At 70.7% G+C, this 16,564-nt stretch carries 16 protein-coding genes; 8 read left to right on the top strand and 8 right to left on the bottom strand.

What is annotated here, in order from left to right; translation table 11 throughout:
• The first annotated feature begins 102 nt into the window (after nt 1-102).
• The 6 genes from ACFVFH_RS27615 (at nt 103) to ACFVFH_RS27590 (ending at nt 7,551) form a co-directional block, all read left to right on the top strand.
• Nucleotides 103-594: a hypothetical protein gene (locus ACFVFH_RS27615; RefSeq protein WP_383773437.1), complete on the top strand. Its 492-nt coding sequence runs from the start codon at nt 103-105 to the stop codon at nt 592-594.
• 88 nt (nt 595-682) lie between these two features.
• Nucleotides 683-913: a hypothetical protein gene (locus ACFVFH_RS27610; protein WP_383773435.1), complete on the top strand. Its 231-nt coding sequence runs from the start codon at nt 683-685 to the stop codon at nt 911-913.
• Nucleotides 914-1,160: 247 nt separating this feature from the next.
• Nucleotides 1,161-2,327, top strand: a complete 1,167-nt coding sequence (rhaI, locus tag ACFVFH_RS27605; RefSeq protein WP_383773433.1) for an L-rhamnose isomerase — start codon at nt 1,161-1,163, stop codon at nt 2,325-2,327.
• Nucleotides 2,328-2,393: 66 nt separating this feature from the next.
• Complete coding sequence (locus ACFVFH_RS27600) at nt 2,394-4,439, top strand: bifunctional aldolase/short-chain dehydrogenase (protein WP_383773431.1); 2,046 nt, start codon at nt 2,394-2,396, stop codon at nt 4,437-4,439.
• Nucleotides 4,440-4,527: 88 nt separating this feature from the next.
• On the top strand, nt 4,528-6,006 hold the full coding sequence (locus tag ACFVFH_RS27595) for a rhamnulokinase family protein (protein ID WP_383773429.1): 1,479 nt from the start codon (nt 4,528-4,530) through the stop codon (nt 6,004-6,006).
• 81 nt (nt 6,007-6,087) lie between these two features.
• On the top strand, nt 6,088-7,551 hold the full coding sequence (locus ACFVFH_RS27590) for an arabinose isomerase (RefSeq protein ID WP_383773427.1): 1,464 nt from the start codon (nt 6,088-6,090) through the stop codon (nt 7,549-7,551).
• 59 nt (nt 7,552-7,610) lie between these two features.
• Here the strand turns inward: ACFVFH_RS27590 and ACFVFH_RS27585 are convergent, their stop codons facing one another.
• A complete protein-coding gene (locus tag ACFVFH_RS27585) occupies nt 7,611-8,684 on the bottom strand; it encodes an enoyl-CoA hydratase/isomerase family protein (protein ID WP_383773425.1) in 1,074 nt (357 codons plus the stop codon).
• 242 nt (nt 8,685-8,926) lie between these two features.
• Here ACFVFH_RS27585 and ACFVFH_RS27580 point away from each other — a divergent pair, with 242 nt between their 5' ends.
• On the top strand, nt 8,927-11,059 hold the full coding sequence (locus tag ACFVFH_RS27580) for a SpoIIE family protein phosphatase (protein WP_383773422.1): 2,133 nt from the start codon (nt 8,927-8,929) through the stop codon (nt 11,057-11,059).
• 142 nt (nt 11,060-11,201) lie between these two features.
• Here the strand turns inward: ACFVFH_RS27580 and ACFVFH_RS27575 are convergent, their stop codons facing one another.
• Together ACFVFH_RS27575 and ACFVFH_RS27570 are read right to left on the bottom strand one after the other, a co-directional pair.
• Nucleotides 11,202-11,840 carry an LAETG motif-containing sortase-dependent surface protein gene (locus ACFVFH_RS27575; protein WP_383773420.1) on the bottom strand — a complete coding sequence of 213 codons (639 nt, stop codon included), beginning with the start codon at nt 11,838-11,840 and terminating at the stop codon, nt 11,202-11,204.
• Nucleotides 11,841-12,034: 194 nt separating this feature from the next.
• The gene (locus ACFVFH_RS27570) at nt 12,035-12,523 is read right to left on the bottom strand and encodes a GNAT family N-acetyltransferase (RefSeq protein ID WP_383773418.1); all 489 of its coding nucleotides are present in this window, start codon (nt 12,521-12,523) and stop codon (nt 12,035-12,037) included.
• A 225-nt stretch (nt 12,524-12,748) separates the two neighbouring features.
• On the opposite strand from ACFVFH_RS27570, the gene ACFVFH_RS27565 reads away from it, so the two are divergent.
• Nucleotides 12,749-12,943 (top strand): hypothetical protein, encoded by a 195-nt coding sequence (locus tag ACFVFH_RS27565; RefSeq protein WP_383773416.1) that lies wholly within the window; start codon nt 12,749-12,751, stop codon nt 12,941-12,943.
• Between the two features lie 392 nt (nt 12,944-13,335).
• Here ACFVFH_RS27565 and ACFVFH_RS27560 read toward each other — a convergent pair whose 3' ends face one another.
• From ACFVFH_RS27560 to ACFVFH_RS27540, 5 genes are all read right to left on the bottom strand, one after another.
• The gene (locus ACFVFH_RS27560) at nt 13,336-14,535 is read right to left on the bottom strand and encodes a DUF6397 family protein (RefSeq protein ID WP_383773414.1); all 1,200 of its coding nucleotides are present in this window, start codon (nt 14,533-14,535) and stop codon (nt 13,336-13,338) included.
• A 212-nt stretch (nt 14,536-14,747) separates the two neighbouring features.
• Nucleotides 14,748-15,161 carry a roadblock/LC7 domain-containing protein gene (locus tag ACFVFH_RS27555; RefSeq protein ID WP_383773412.1) on the bottom strand — a complete coding sequence of 138 codons (414 nt, stop codon included), beginning with the start codon at nt 15,159-15,161 and terminating at the stop codon, nt 14,748-14,750.
• Between the two features lie 167 nt (nt 15,162-15,328).
• A complete protein-coding gene (locus ACFVFH_RS27550) occupies nt 15,329-15,760 on the bottom strand; it encodes a hypothetical protein (RefSeq protein WP_383773410.1) in 432 nt (143 codons plus the stop codon).
• Nucleotides 15,761-15,792: 32 nt separating this feature from the next.
• Nucleotides 15,793-16,053 (bottom strand): hypothetical protein, encoded by a 261-nt coding sequence (locus tag ACFVFH_RS27545; RefSeq protein WP_383773408.1) that lies wholly within the window; start codon nt 16,051-16,053, stop codon nt 15,793-15,795.
• Nucleotides 16,050-16,412: a DUF2089 domain-containing protein gene (locus ACFVFH_RS27540; RefSeq protein WP_383773406.1), complete on the bottom strand. Its 363-nt coding sequence runs from the start codon at nt 16,410-16,412 to the stop codon at nt 16,050-16,052. The genes ACFVFH_RS27545 and ACFVFH_RS27540 overlap by 4 nt, the downstream gene beginning before the upstream one ends.
• Nucleotides 16,413-16,564: the final 152 nt, after the last annotated feature.

The following is a 16,564-nucleotide window of genomic DNA, read 5'->3' as shown; positions in this document are numbered from 1 at the left end:
GGCGGCGGAGGACGGCCGGTGCCGCGCGCCCGCGCCGCTGTCAGTGGCCCGGCGCACACTGGCAGGAGCGCAGGAGCGCAGGACGCGCGAAGGGGGACGCTGATGGACACCGGGCACGGAAGCGGGTTCGAACCGGCGACGGGTGACGGCCCGAAGGCTCCGGCGCCGAACGGAGGGCGCTCCGCGTCCCTGCGGACGGCGTTCGAGGGGATGCTGCAGATCCGTCGGCTGACGAACACCGGACACGCCGACCCGCAGGGCGTACCCGCGCCCTGGGAGACGCACCGGCCGATGCGGGCGGTCGCCATCGCCCTGGAGGCGTCGGGCCTGTCGCCCTCGGCCGTCGACGGATCGGGCGTGCGCGTGGCGACCGGCTACCGCTTGGAGCGGGGCGAGTCTCCCGGTGGCGTCCGTGTGGAGTGGGCCGGGCCGCCCGGCAGCGGGGCCGCGCGGGCGGAGGAGGCCGAGCTGGCCCGGTGCGCGGCCGTGCTGCGGAAGTTGGGCTGGACGGTGCTGCTGTACCGCGGTGCGCGCCGTCGGAGATTTCTGGAGGTCGAGCCCCCGCCCGGTGCGCGAGGGCCGGACGACGGGTAGCGGGTGGCCGCGCGACGCCGTCGGTGGGCGTTGTCAGACCCATGGGGGATGCTGGTGGGTCCGACACCTCTGACCGGGAGATGCTCAGATGCGCAATGACGAACTCGCCGCGGCCCAGGCGTACGTCCGGCTGCTGGAGGCCACCCGTGCCGCGCTCGACGACCCGGAGGACGGCCCCCTGTACGTCCCGCTGCTCGCCTCTCCGATCGCGGAGGCCGACGGCGCGCTGCGGCGCGCCGGGCTCTGCGGCAACGAGTCCCGGTTCTTCGACCTCGTGAGCTCGCTGCGTCCCGGCGTGTCCGGCACGGGCGGCCGCTGAACGGGGCCGCCGGACGTCGTGGCCCTGCCACGCGGTCCCTCTTCACCTCGCCGCCCTGTTGCGCCACCATGTTCCGAGCGGGTGGACGGACCGGGTGCCCGTGCGGTGAATTGATTCAGGACGGGCCGCGACGACCCGACCGGCTCCTTGACTGACAGCTGAGCGAAACCTAGCGTACGGCGCAGATGAAACGATTCACACTCCGCATGTTCTTCGTTCACTGGATGACTCCGCTCACGAGGTGTTCATGTCTGATGTGTCGGCCGTCAAGGCAGCTCTGAAGTCCCAGGTCATCGAGACACCGTCGTGGGGGTACGGGAACTCCGGGACGCGGTTCAAGGTGTTCGCTCAACCGGGCGTGCCGCGCGACCCGTTCGAGAAGCTGGAGGACGCGGCACAGGTGCACGCGTTCACGGGCGTGGCACCGAAGGTGTCGCTGCACATTCCGTGGGACAGGGTCGAGGACTACGCCGCGCTCACCCGGCACGCCGAGGCTCTCGGGCTGCGGATCGGGGCGATCAACTCGAACGTCTTCCAGGACGACGACTTCAAGCTCGGTTCGGTCACCCACCCCGATCCGAAGGTGCGCCGCAAGGCCACCGACCATCTGCTGGAGTGCGTCGACATCATGGACGAGACCGGGTCCCCCGATCTCAAGCTCTGGTTCTCCGACGGCACGAACTACCCCGGGCAGGACGACATCACGGCCCGTCAGGACCGGCTGGCCGAAGCGCTGGCCGAGGTGTACGGGCGGCTGGCCGACGATCAGCGGATGCTGCTGGAGTACAAGCTGTTCGAGCCCGCGTTCTACGCGACCGACGTGCCGGACTGGGGCACGGCGTACGCGCACTGTCTCGTCCTCGGCCCGAAGGCCCAGGTGGTCGTGGACACCGGGCACCACGCTCCGGGCACCAACATCGAGTTCATCGTGGCCGGCCTGCTGCGCGCCGGGAAGCTCGGCGCGTTCGACTTCAACTCGCGCTTCTACGCGGACGACGATCTGATGGCCGGGGCCGCCGACCCGTTCCAGCTGTTCCGGATCATGCACGAGGTGGCCAGGAACGGCGGTCTGCGTCCCGGGACGAACGTCAACTTCATGCTCGACCAGTGTCACAACATCGAGGCGAAGATCCCCGCCGTGATCAGGTCGGTCGCCAATGTGCAGGAGGCGACCGCCAAGGCGCTGCTGGTCGACATGGCGGCACTGGGTGCGGCGCAGCGCTCCGGCGATGTGCTCGCCGCGAACGGCGCCCTGATGGACGCGTACAACACCGATGTCCGTCCGCTGCTGGCCGAGGTGCGTGAGGAGCTCGGCCTGGCCGGGGACCCGCTCGCCGCGTATCTGGCCTCGGGCAACCAGGAGCGGATCGCCGCCGCCCGGGTCGGTGGCGATCAGGCCGGCTGGGGCGCCTGAGCCCCGCCCCGCTCCCCCGCGCCACCACCGAACGGTTCAGCCGGACCCCGACCACGAAGGAATCCCATGACCTCCGCGACGCACGCCGAAGTCGCCGCGCTTCTGGCACGCGCCCACCGGATCGGCTCCGACGCCCGGAACACCAACTACGCCGGTGGCAACACATCGGTCAAGGCCGCCGGCACCGACCCGGTCACCGGCCGCGACACCGAACTGCTCTGGGTCAAGGGGTCGGGTGGCGACCTCGGCACACTGACCGAGGCCGGGCTGGCCGTACTGCGCCTGGACCGGGTGCGCGCACTCAGGGACGTGTACCCGGGTGTGGAGCGCGAGGACGAGATGGTGGCGGCCTTCGACTACTGCCTGCACGGCAAGGGCGGTGCGGCCCCGTCCATCGACACGGCGATGCATGCCCTGGTCGACGCCGCCCACGTCGACCATCTGCATCCCGACTCGGGGATCGCGCTGGCGTGCGCGGCCGACGGGGAGAAGCTGACCGCGGAGTGCTTCGGCGACAAGGTGGCCTGGGTGGGCTGGCGCAGGCCGGGTTTCCAGCTCGGTCTGGACATCGCCGCGGTCAAGGAGGCCCATCCGCGAGCCGTCGGGGTGATCCTTGGCGGCCACGGCATCACGGCCTGGGGCGGGACGTCCGAGGAGTGCGAGCACAACGCCCTCTGGATGATCCGTACCGCCGAGACCTTCCTCCAGGAGCGGGGCAGAGCCGAACCGTTCGGCCCCACGTGGGCGGGCCGCGAGCCCCTTCCCGAGGACCGGCGCCGGGAGCGTGCGGCCGCGCTCGCCCCGCTGATCAGGGGTCTGGCCTCCACCGACCGCCCCCAGGTGGGCCATTTCACCGACACGGAACCGGTGCTGGACTTCCTCGCGCGTACCGGGCATCCGCGGCTTGCCTCTCTGGGCACCTCCTGCCCGGACCACTTCCTTCGCACCAAGGTCAGGCCGCTGGTGCTCGATCTGCCCGCGGATGCCCCGCTGGACGAGGCCGCGGCGCGGCTGGGGGAGCTGCACGGGGAGTACCGGGAGGCGTATCGCGCGTACTACGAGCGCCATGCCTCCCCCGGTTCCCCGGCGATGCGCGGAGCGGACCCGGCGATCGTGCTGGTGCCCGGGGTCGGCATGTTCTCCTTCGGCAAGGACAAGCAGACGGCCCGGGTCGCCGGGGAGTTCTACCTCAACGCCATCCATGTGATGCGTGGCGCCGAGGCGGTCTCCTCCTACGCGCCGATCGAGGAGTCCGAGAAGTTCCGGATCGAGTACTGGGAGCTGGAGGAGGCCAAGCTGCGCCGGATGCCGAGTCCGAAGCCGCTGGCCACCCGGGTGGCGCTGGTCACGGGTGCGGGCTCCGGCATCGGCAGGGCCGTCGCACACCGGCTGGCCGCGGAGGGCGCCTGTGTCGTCGTCGCGGACATCGACGCGGAGAAGGCCCGCACGGTGGCGCGGGAACTCGGCGGGCCCGACACGGCCGTCCCCGTGACGGTCGATGTCACCAGTGAGGAGCAGATCGCCGGTGCGTTCCGGGCCGCCGTGCTGGCCTTCGGCGGGGTGGATCTCGTCGTGAACAACGCGGGGATCTCCATCTCGAAGCCGCTGCTCGAAACGACGGCCCGGGACTGGGACCTGCAGCACGGCATCATGGCGCGCGGCTCGTTCCTGGTCTCGCGCGAGGCCGCCCGGGTGATGGGTGCGCAGAACCTCGGTGGTGACATCGTCTACGTCACGTCGAAGAACGCGGTGTTCGCGGGCCCGAACAACATCGCCTATTCAGCCACCAAGGCCGATCAGGCCCACCAGGTGCGGCTGCTCGCCGCCGAGCTCGGCGAGCACGGCATCCGGGTCAACGGCGTCAATCCGGACGGTGTGGTGCGCGGTTCGGGAATCTTCGCGGGTGGCTGGGGTGCCCAGCGGGCGGCGATGTACGGGATCGAGGAGGAGAAGCTCGGCGAGTTCTATGCCCAGCGGACGCTGCTCAAGCGGGAGGTGCTCCCGGAGCACGTCGCCAACGCCGTGTTCGCGCTGACCGGCGGGGACCTCACGCACACGACCGGGCTCCATGTTCCCGTCGACGCCGGTGTGGCGGCGGCCTTCCTCCGATGACCCGCGTACCGACGACGGCCCCGGCTCCCGCGAGGGCCCGCGCTCCCGAAGCGCCCTGGGCCTTGGGGGCCTCCGTATCGGGGGTGCCATGTCCCTGACGTCACCGCGCGACGCGGTCTTCGCCGCCGTGGATCTCGGTGCGACCAGCGGCCGGGTGATCACCGGCCTGGCCGGGCCCGAGCGGCTCGTACTGACGGAAGCGCATCGCTTCGCCAATACGCCGGTCCGGTTGCCGGACGGACTGCGGTGGGATGTCCCCGCGCTGTACCAGGGCGTGCTGGACGGCCTGCGGACGGCCGCGCGCCGTGGTCCGATCGCCTCGGTCGGCATCGACACCTGGGCGGTCGACTACGGACTGCTGGACGCGGACGGTGCCCTGCTCGGGCTGCCGTTCCACTACCGGGACGACCGGAACACGCGCGCCGCCGAGCGGGTGCTGGCCGAGTGCGGGGCACGCGAGCTGTATGCCGTCACCGGATTGCAGCATCTTCCGTTCAACACCGTGTTCCAGCTCGCCGCCCACCGCGCGAGCTCCGAGTGGGGTGCGGCGCGGACGATGCTGCTGATCCCGGATCTGCTGACGCACCGGCTGACCGGCACGGTGGGCGCGGAGATCACCAACGCGTCGACGACGGGGCTGTTCGACGCTTCGTCCGGCGGGTGGTCCGAGGCGCTGATCGCCCGGCTGGATCTGGAGCGTTCCTGGTTTCCGCCGCTGCGCGAGCCGGGTGATCCCGCGGGGACACTGCTGCCGCACGTCGCCGAGTACACGGGCCTGCCGGCCGGGACTCCCGTGACGGCCGTCGCCTCGCACGACACGGCGTCGGCGGTCGCCGCGGTGCCCGCGACCGGGCCCGGGTTCGCCTATGTGTCCTGCGGCACATGGTCGTTGGCGGGGCTGGAGCTGCCGGCTCCGGTGCTGACCGAGGAGTCCCGCGCGGCGAACTTCACCAATGAACGCGGAGTGGACGGCACCATCCGCTACCTCCGGAACATCATGGGGATGTGGCTGCTGGAGGAGTGCCGCCGGACCTGGGAAGCGCGCGGCGAGGGCGCGTCCCTGGACGTGCTGCTCGCCGGGGCGGCCCGCGCCCGGCCGTTCGCGGCGGTGATCGACCCCGACGACGGGGCGTTCTTCGCGCCGGGTGACATGCCGTCGCGTATCGACGCCCAGCTCCTGAGCAGCGGGCAGGTGCCTCCCGGCACTCCCGGAGGATATGTCCGATGCGTACTGGAGAGCCTGGCGCTGGCCCATCGCAGGACGTTGCGGGAGGCAGCGGCCCTCGCCGGGCGGGACCCGGACCGGATCCATGTCGTCGGCGGGGGTTCGCGCAACGAACTGCTGTGCCAGTGGACCGCCGATGCCACGGGGCTGCCCGTCACGGCCGGTCCCGCCGAGGCGACCGCGCTGGGCAACATCCTGGTGCAGGCTCGTGCCCGTGGGCTGGTGGGCGGCCTCGCGGACATGCGGAGCCTGGTGGCGCGTACCCAGGAGCTGCGCCACTACACCCCGCAGGGGGACCAGCGGGCCTGGGACCGGGCCGCCGCCCGGCTGGAACGGACCTGAGCCCGGCCGCCCCCTCGGCGGGGAGACCGGGCACCTCACCGGGCCGCTCGGGCCCTCGACGGAACCGGAGGAAGGAAAGCCATGACTGAGGTGTCCCCCGCCGTGCCGGACGGTGTACTCGCCCGCACCTTGCGCCGTCGTACCCGCGTCGGCCTGGTGTCCGGCGGGCTCGGCGCGTACTGGCCGCAGTTCCCGGGACTGCTCGACCGACTGCGCGAGTCGGCCCGTACCGTGACCGGACGGTTCGAGGAGATGGGCTGCGAGGTCGTCGACGCCGGTTTCATCTCCGATCCGCAGGAGGCCGCGCGGGCCGCGGAACGGCTGCGGACGGCCGACTGCGACATCGTCGTGACGTTTCTGACGACCTACCTCACCGCGTCGATGGTGCTGCCGGTCGCCCAACGTACGCACGCTCCGGTGCTGGTCATCGACCTCCAGCCGACCGAGGCGATGGACCATCCCGACACCGACACGGGCAAGTGGCTGGCGTACTGCGGTCAGTGTCCGCTGCCGGAGGTGGCCAATGTGTTCCGGCGCGGAGGGATCCCCTTCCGCTCCGTCTCGGGCCATCTGGGCGACGAGAACGCCTGGAACCGGATCCGCCGCTGGATCCGGGCCGCTCAGGTGCGCGGCGTCCTGCGCCACGGCCGGCACGGGCTGATGGGCCATCTCTATCCCGGCATGCTCGATGTCTCCACCGATCCGACGCTGGTCTCCACCCGGTTCGGCGGGCACGTCGAAGTCCTCGAATTCGACGATCTGCGGGTCCGGGTCGCCGCCGTGACGGACGACGCGGTCGCCGAGCGCGTCGCGCTCGCGCGTACCGTCTTCACCCTCGATGCCTCCGTCGACGAGGACGACCTCGCCTGGGCCGCACGGGTCTCGGTCGGACTGGACCGGCTCGTCGAGGACTTCGCGCTCGACAGCCTGGCCTACTACCACCGCGGCCTGGAGGGCGAGGTGCACGAACGACTCGGCGCCGGCATGATCCTCGGTGCGTCGCTGCTGACGGCGCGCGGCATTCCGATGGCCGGTGAGTACGAACTGCGTACCAGCCTCGCGATGCTGATCGCCGACACCATGGGCGCCGGCGGCTCCTTCACCGAACTCCAGGCCCTCGATTTCCGCGACCGGGTCGTCGAGATGGGCCACGACGGCCCCGCCCACCTGGCCATCGGCGCCAAGGATCCGCTGCTGCGCGGGCTGGGCGTCTACCACGGCAAGCGGGGCTGGGGCGTCAGCGTGGAATGCGACGTCCGGCACGGCCCGGTCACCACGTTCGGCATCGGGCAGGAGGCCGACGGCGCCTTCACCTTCATCGCCTCCGAGGGCGAGGTCGTCCCGGGACCGCTGCTGGAGATCGGCAACACCACGTCCCGGGTCGACTTCGGCTTCGACCCCGGTGAGTGGACCGATGCCTGGTCCTCCACCGGCGTCGGTCACCACTGGACGCTGTGCACCGGTCACCGCGCCAAGGACCTCAGAGCCGCGGCCCACCTCCTCGGGGTCCCCTTCCGCGTGGTCGACGGACCGAACGAGCTCTGAGCCCGGAGCGGGGCCCCGGGCCGCCGCGGTCCGTCCCGGCCCGCGGCGGCCCGTCCGCGTCAGGCCGTCGTTCCGGGGACGGTGGCCAGGCCGAGCTCACGGTCGCCCAGCGGGGCGAAGAAGAGCGCCACGTCGGCCTCGGTGACCTCGGCCAGGGTCGCCGGGCTCCACCGCGGGTTGCGGTCCTTGTCGATGATCTGGGCACGCACCCCTTCCACCAGGTCCGGCCCGGCGAAAGCGGTGCACGACGTCCGGTACTCCTGGTCGAGCACGGCCTCCAGGCTGCCGAGCCCGCGTGCCCTGCGGAGCGCGGCAAGAGTCACCTTCAGCGCGGTGGGCGATTTCGCGAGGACGGCCTCGGCGGCCTCCTTGGCGGCCGGAACCCCGCTGCGGACGAGCCGGTCGACGATCTCCTCGACCGTGTCAGCCTGGTAGCAGGAATCGATCCACTCGCGGTGCGCGGCCAGTTCGCCCCGAGGCGCCGGTGAGGCGTGCTTCCGCACCGTCTCCTCGATCTCCGCGGCCGCACCGCAACCGGCGAGATCCGCGGTGAGTCCGGCGATGCGCTGCGACGGTACGAAGTGGTCGGCGAGCCCGCACAGCAGCGCGTCGGCGGCGCCGACCGCGTCCGCGGTGAGCGCCAGGTGGATGCCGAGCTCACCCGGCGCCGCACCGAGCAGGTGCGTGCCGCCGACATCCGGAACGAATCCGATGCCGGTCTCGGGCATGGCGATGCGGGAGCGCTCGGTGACGACGCGGACGTCGCCATGGGCGGAGACTCCGACGCCGCCGCCCATCACGATGCCGTCCATGATCGCGACATAGGGCTTGGGGAACCGGGCGATGCGGGCGTTGAGCCGGTACTCGTCGCGCCAGAAGTCCAGCGATGCGGTGCCGCCGGCGCGGGCGTCGTCATGGATCGTGCGGATGTCGCCACCCGCGCAGAGACCGCGCTCGCCCGCCCCCGTGATCAGGACCGCGACCACAAAGTCGTCGTGCTCGGCGTCGTCGAGTGCCGCGCCGACGCGCGCCACCATGGCGTGGTTCAGTGCGTTCAGGGCGCGTGGGCGATTGAGGGTGATGTGCCGGACTCGGCCCTCGGTGTGCAGCAGAACGGGATCCTCTTGGTTCATGTACGCGCTCCGGTCAGCCCCTGTGCCGTATCGACCGCCGGTCGCGGACGATCTTCCGCCGCCATTGTCCGGGGCGGGCTTCGCGCCGGGACGGCAGGGGGTCCGGGTCCGGCCGGTCCGGCTCTCCGGCCGGAATGCGCCGGGTCTCCGCTGTGGCAACCTGCCGGAACCGGTTCGACAATTGAGTGACCCGGTTCGGGTCATGCCGTCCGCAGCCCCGCCCGGCGACCTCCGGAGCAGGAATGACCGATCACGACCAGCAACCGATCATTTCCGTCCCACCACGTCTGCTGATCGAGGAGACGAGGAACGGCGAGAGTTCCACGGCCCGGCGCCTGGCCATGAATCGGACGGGCAGCTTCGACTGGGACGTGGAGGCCGGAACGCTCGACATGGACGACGCCGGGCTGCTGGTCTTCGGCCTGGACCCACAGACCTTCGATTCACAGCTGGAAACGCTGCTGGCGCGACTGGAACCATCAGAGCGCGCCCGTCTCGACCTGGCAATCGGCGAGGCGATCAAGAGCGGGCGCAGCTCGTACAGTGTGCATTTCCTGGTGCCGACGGACGACGGCGGTGACCAGTGGACGCATGTCCAGGCGCGCATACTGCGCAGCGACGAGGGCCGGGTGCAGCGGGTCGTCGGGGTGGTGCAGGACGCCACCGCGGAGGTCACCCATTCGGCCTTCGTGCTCGATCTGGAGAAGCGGCGACAACGGCAGACCAGCATCGTTGAACGCACAACCAGCGCATTGTCACGGGCAGTCACCGTCGATGACGTGACCGCCGCGCTCACCGGGCCGGGCGGGCTGGCCCGGCTCGGGGCGGACGGCCTCGCACTCGGTCTGGTGGAGAACACCACGCTGAGCGTCGTGGCGCTGAGCGGCGATTCGGTGGAGGCGATCGACGCGCTCGGGGACGCGGGGCTGGACCGGCGGTTTCCGCTGGCGGACACCGTGCTCAGCGGGCGCCCCAGGTTCCTCACCTCGGTCTCGGCCCTCGTCCAGCGCTACCCCGTGCTGGCCCCCTGTGCCGAGCGGCTCGGATTCCGGGCCGCCGCCTATCTGCCGCTCGTCGCCCAGGCGCGTTCCCTCGGTACGTTGGCCCTCTTCTACCGGGATCCCACGTCCTTCAACGCGGACGAACGCAATCTGTGTCTGGGGCTGGCCGCCATCGTGGCGCAGTCCCTCCAGCGCGCGAAACTCTTCGACGAGGAGCGCGAATTCGCCACCGGTCTCCAGGCGGCGATGCTGCCGAGGCGCATCCAGGAGATCGAGGGCGGAGAGATCGCCGTGCGCTATCACGCCGCCTGGAGCGGACGCCAGGTCGGCGGCGACTGGTACGACGTGATCGCGCTGCCCAAGAACCGGTTCGGGATCGTGGTCGGTGACGTGCAGGGGCACGACACGCACGCCGCTGCCATCATGGGCCAGTTGCGCATCGCGTTGCGCGCGTACGCGGCCGAGGGGCATCCCCCTTCGACGGTGCTGGCCCGCGCCTCGCGCTTCCTGGCCGAACTGGACACGGACCGCTTCGCGACCTGCACGTACGCTCAGGTCGATCTCGCGTCGGGGACCCTGCGCGTGGTCCGGGCCGGGCACTTCGGCCCGCTGATCCGGCACATGGACGGGCGGGTCGGCAGTCCTCAGGTGCGGGGCGGTATGCCCCTGGGCATCTCGACCGACTTCGAGGACGAGGAGTTCCCCGAGACCCGGCTGGACCTGGTGCCGGGCGAGACGCTTGTGCTGTACACCGACGGGCTGGTGGAGGAGCCGGGCGCCGACATCGAGACAGGTGTGCAGGCGCTGATCACCGAGGTGGGAGCCGGGCCGACGAGCGCCCAGGCGCTGGCCGACCATCTGTCGGACCGGCTCTGGGAGCGCTGGGGTTCGGGGGACGACGTGGCCCTTCTGGTCCTCCGGCGCAGCCCGGATCCCGGTTCGCCGAGGGCCCCTCGGCTGCACCAGTACATCCACCAGGCGGACCCGGAGGGGCTGTCCGATGCCCGCACCATCGTGCGCCAGGCCCTGAACGACTGGGACATGGCCGAACTCGCGGACGATGCCGAGTTGGTGACCGGCGAACTGCTGGTGAACGTCCTGCTGCACACGGAGGGCGGCGCGGTCCTCACCCTGGAGGTGCTCCCGGAACCCGTGCGGCGGGTACGGCTGTCGGTGCAGGACCGCTCCAGCGCCTGGCCGAGGCGTCGAAGTCCGGGAGAAACGGCGACTTCGGGCCGGGGGCTGCTGCTTCTGGACGCCGTCGCCATGCGCTGGGGCATCGAACCCCGTGGCGAGGGCAAGGCGGTGTGGTGCGAGATCGGCCCCTCACCAGCACCGTCGGCCACTCCCCCGTCGCCGGCCGGGCGGGTGTGACGACGGTCCGGGGACGTACCGGCCCACGCGGGTGCCGACCGTACGGAGGGACGTGCCGCCCCACGCACCAGGCGTGGGGCGGCACGCGTCCGCCAACCGGCCGTCCCCGCACGGTCGTGCGTCAGGACCACCGGTTGTCTCGTCAGTGCTGCGCGGTACGACGCTTGCGCACGGACCACATGATGCCGCCGCCCGCCAGCAGCACGGCCACTGCGGCGCCGGCCATGATCGGGGTGGCGGACGAGGAACCCGTCTCGGCGAGGCCGGGCGAGCTGGGGCTCGGGGAGGCCGCCCCGGGCGCGGACGTCGAAGGAGCCTCGCTGGGCTCGACGCTCGCGGTGGGCTTGGCGCTCTCGCTCGGCGCCTCCGTCGACGGAGCCGGGGAGGGCGTGTCCTCGGACGGCGTGGGCGACGGGGTGGTGCCTTCGCAGACGGGAGCCGTCTTGGTCTCGTCGCGCGAGAAGTTGTCGCCGTCACCGGCCTTGACGACGAGGTGGACCGTCACCTCCTTGTCGTGGGCGGGCAGCTCAAGCTTCTTGTGGAACTCCCGGCCGAAGGTCTCGGTGGGCAGGAGGTCCTTGCCGTCGACGGTGACGGTCACCTGGTTGGTGACGTTGCCGTTGTAGGCGGTCAGGTCGAGGTTCACCTCGGAACACGTCACGGCCCAGGTGGGGGTGTGAGCAGCGGCCGGGCCGGCGGTGAGCACCGCGCCGGACAGGCCGACGACCGCGGCGGCCGCGAGCGTTCCCGCGGCGCGCAACGATCTCCTGGGTATGGTCATTGATACGTCCTTCGCATGAGTTTCATCGCCCGAATGGCGGTGGGGCGCAGAGTACTGCGCCGGTCTGCACCCTGCGCACCCACCCCAGTGAGCCCCTGACACACCAACTCGGCACACATCACCACCGCTTAGGACATGACAGACATCGCACGACGGGCGTTCCCCCGACGACTGCGCCTGTGTCTGTGTCTGTGTCAGAGGCGACGATGCATGATGTGCAGGCCGACAAACCCGTGTTCCGGGTGACGGAACCCCTCCGGCAACGTTCCCAGAATCTCGAAGCCGAGCGAGCGGTAGAGCGCGACGGCGTGGACGTTCGTCTCCACGACAGCGTTGAACTGCATCGCCCTGAACCCCGCCGCGCGAGCCCATTCCACGGTGTGCTCGCACAGGGCCCGCCCGACCCCCCGCCCCGAATGCTCGGGGTCGACCATGTAACTGGCACTGGCGATGTGCGAGCCATTGCCCATGTGATTGGCGTTCATCTTGGCCGTGCCGAGAATCGCCCCCTCGTCGTCGACCGCGACGACTGTACGGTTGGGCGGCTCCAGGAGCCACCAGGACCGGGCGTCGGCCTCGCCGAGGTCGAGTGGATAGGTGAACGTCTCACCTGCGGCAACGATTTCCTGGAAGAACGGCCAGATGGCGGGCCAGTCCCCGGTGGTGGCTTCTCGGATCAACATGAAGGTCAGAATGCCGGTGCCGTTCTACCCGCGCGAGCTCTTATCGATCCGCGAGTCCATGATCCGATATCCACATCCGCCCGCAGGTTCTTGAAACTCCTGACGAAGTGACCTTCCGGAGCATCCTGTTCGTGCTGCACACCGGGGTCGCCCGCGCACATCTGCCGCAGGTACTCGACTTCGGCTCGGGCATGCCCGGGTGGCGGGGGCTGCCCCGGGGACCGGGTGCTGCTGGTCGACGACTGGATCGAGACGGGCAGCCAGGCGTCGGCCGTGCGGTCGATGGTCGAGGAGTGCGGCGGGCAGTGGGCCGGCTGTTCCGTCGTGGTTGACCAGACGACCCCGGCCCGGCGGGCGGACTCGGGTGTCCGCTGCATCGTCAGCGCTGCCGAACTTCCCGCCTGGGACGGGAAGTCCTGACACATGTCCGCTTGGCCGGTTGGTGAGTCGACTGGACTTTTCTGCACGATCAGTGATCACTGATCCGATGTAGGACCGGATCGCGCCGCTGATGCCGACCTATCCGATGCGCGGACGGCGGTGGGCCGTTCACTGCCGCGCACGCGAGGCAACCGCACGGAAGTACCGCACCAGTTCTCCCTGACGAGACCTCCCGGACGAGCACGGCCCGTTCCAGACCGCGCACAAGCACCTGATCGGGCGGGCCATCGATGGCAGCTGGGAACGCACCCTCACTGCCGTCCTGACCGCAGCCAATACCGAGGACGACATCGGCTGGACCGTGAAGGACCGACTCGGTGGCCGTCCGCCCGGCCTGAATACAACAGCCACCCCTGCCGGCGTCCACCTCGTCATGTGTCGTACGGCGCGCTCCCCCGCCCTGGCCGCTGACGGCCCATCGACTTGGTTGCGCGCCTGCGCAGACCGAGACGGGCGAGCAGGCCGAGCGCGGGTTCCGGCACGCGTTGCGGCACGTGGGCGGAGTCGGGCTCCGCACCGGGCCGAGGCGCTACGAAGGGGACGGGTTCCGGGGTCGGCCCGGGTGCCGGGACGGAAACACTCACCGGGCTCGGAAGGGGAACCGGAGCGGGAACACGAGCCGCGTCCGGAGCCGCGGCCACCATGATGGACTCGGCGCCCGGGTCCGATTCGGACGACCGCCCACTCTCCAGGGGTTCCGAGTCGCGCCATTCACCGCCCGGGCTCGGTGCCGGTCGGGCCTCCCTGGCGCTGTCCAACTCCATGATCAGGCTCACCCGCCGCCAGAGCATCTCGTCCGGTTCGTCGGCCCTCATCAGGTGCGCCATGGTCTCTCGCGCCAACGGCGGCCCCGTCGGTCCGAAGGCCGGTTCGGGCCGGATCCCGGCGAGGTGTGCTCGCTCGTACGGATCGTCGACCACCTCCGCCAACTGCACCGGGTCCAGTGTCTCCGCGAGCACGGCCGCGCGGGCCCAGGGATCTCCCGTCAGGCTCAGTAGCCGTTCGACCCGCCGTGAGCGCCAGTTACGCGCGCGGTAATCCGCGCCTCCTTCCAACCGTTCGAGGAGCCAGGCCGGGCTCCTGCCCACGAGGAGCTGGGGCTCCCGACCGGCGAACGCCGCAAGCTCGTCGGCGAGATAGAGCCAGACGATCGCGCGGTACCGATTGACGTAGAACGTGATCGGTGTGAAGCACCCCGCACGGGCGAGCCTGGTGAAGCGGTCGGGGCCGATCCCGAGCTGCTGGGCCCCCTTCGCCGTCCCGACCGTGCAGACCCTGGCACGCAAAGCCTCCGGGAACCCTTCCTGTGACCGGAGCCGGTCGACCTCGTCGTGTCGGACCCTCGGCCTACCGCCGTCCTGTCGCACCGTCAGGCGGATCAGTCCGAGATGCACCGCGATCGCGAACTCGCCGCGCTTCAGCTGGAGTGCCTGCGCCGCGGTACCCACCGCCATCGTGTTGGCGGGCGGCGTACCCCTCGTACCCACCGCCACCATGCCGGTGCCGGTGGCTGCCTCGCTCGCCGCCTTCACACGAGCGGAGTTCGTGTGTACGTCTTCAGCAACAGTCATGACTCTCTCCCCCGAGGTTCGGTTACTCTCTGTGAGCACCGTAACTCGGAAGAGGCTCCGCCCGCCTGGCCTGTGGATAACCTCGCCGACCGGCGGGGACGTCGGCGCCCCATCCCGGTCGGACCTGACACGGCCGGCCAGGACCCGACCGCCCGGACAGACCGTCAGGACACCCTCGGCCCCGGACACCCTCGGCCCCGGGCGCGGTCGGCTCAGACGCCGTCGGCCTCTTCGTCCGCCCCCTGCCGCGCGGCGACACCCAGATGCTCACCGACCCGGTTGACGAGCAGTGTCATCTCATAGGCGACCTGACCGACATCGGCCTCGGCCTCGCTGAGCACGCACAAGCAGCTGCCGTCCCCGGCCGCGGTCACGAAGAGCAGCGCCTCGTCGAACTCCACCATGGTCTGCCGGGCCCTCCCGGCCCGGAAGTGCCGTCCCGACCCGCGTGCCAGGCTGTGCAGTCCGGAGGAGACGGCGGCGAGGTGCTCGGCGTCCTCACGGGCCAGCCCCGTACTCGCCCCCGTCACCAGCCCGTCGTTCGACAGCACCAGTGCGTGCCGTATGTGCTCGACCCTGCTCGTCAGGTCGTCAAGGAGCCAGTCGAGTCCCCTGTCAAGCGCCATTTCCCCGTTCCTCCCCGCTCATACGTTCCCCGTGCCCCGTTGGCATAAGCCTTGCGCACCGGTCACGCAGGGGCAAGCACTCCTCGGTCATGTGGCTTGGTCCGGCCCCCGGCGCAGGTCGGCCCGCCCGCGCGGAGCAGGCGGGCCGACCCGTGCCGGGGCGGGCGTCACTCGCAGAACACCCGCACCCGCCCATCGGGGTCGTCGACATCGACGGTGACCTCGTCGAGCTGTTCGATGAAGTCCTCGATGTGCTGCGGCTTGAGCTCGGCGAGGTCGATCGGCACCCCCGCCCTGCTCAGCCCCACGTTGATCCTCGTGAGCGCCTGGGGCGGGACGAGACTCGCGAGGCGGACCCCGGCGCGCAGCAGTTGCAACGGGATCTGCACGTCGACCCGGCTCGCTCCGTCGGCGCCGGAGCCGTCCGCCCCGCTCACCAGCACGCGCAGGTACCGGGGCCGGGGACGCGGGTGGGGTGCGGCCGACTGCGGCGGCTCGGGCCTTTCTCTTTCGAGGGCGTCGATCAGCCGCTCCGCCTCGTCGGCGGTGATCCTGCCCTCGGCCAGCATGTCCAGGATCCTGCGACGCTGCTCGTTCATCGTCCTTCTTCCCCTCTGAGTCATCCGACGAGTCACCTGACGCTTATCAGCCAGGCCGTTCGGCCCTGTTCGATCTCGATCCGGGTGCCGGGCAGGGCGCACAGCAGTTGCCCCGTGCCGCGCGCGGCGCCCATCGGGCTCACGTGGACGACGAGACATACGGCCAGTCCGAGCAGCACGGCGAGGAACAGGAGCGGCGAGAGCACCAGCAGTACCGGGAGGACCGGGACGTACAGCCGTCGGCGCCGGCCGTCCCAGCGGCGGCAGCCCACTGTCACCAGCTGCGGAATCATCGAGTCCGCTCCAGCTCGGCCAGCGCCTCCTGGGCGCTGATCTCGCCCCGTTGCAGGCGGTCGATGATGTCGGCGCTGGTGGACTTGGGGGCGGTGTCGACGAAGTCGAGCTGTTCGGCGATCCGCTTCAGCCGGGACTTGACCGTCGGGTAGCTCACCCCGAAGATCCGCTCCATCTCCTTGATCGAACCGTGCGCCCGTACGAAGGCGGCGACGAAGACCTGGTCGTCGGCTCCGAGCCGCGCCAGCTGGGGCGGCTCGAACCGGCCCTCGATCGCGACGTCGCCGGCCACGAGACGGACCCGTTCGACCACGAACGGCTGCCCCTGCGTCAGATCGGTCAGCTCCTGCCAGTCCACTCTCGGCTCCCTCGCGTTCGGCGGTACCTCCGCCATTCATTTGTACATTGAGTTTTTCAATGGAAAAACCCATGAAACTTGATTTTCTTTATTTGGTCTTCAGGGATCCGAAGGGATGAGCGGGTCGAGCGAGGACTTGACCTGGCCGAGCA

The organism is Streptomyces sp. NPDC057697, assembly GCF_042799335.1.
Lineage (GTDB): Bacteria > Actinomycetota > Actinomycetes > Streptomycetales > Streptomycetaceae > Streptomyces.
This window is presented reverse-complemented; position numbering and strand designations above follow the sequence as displayed.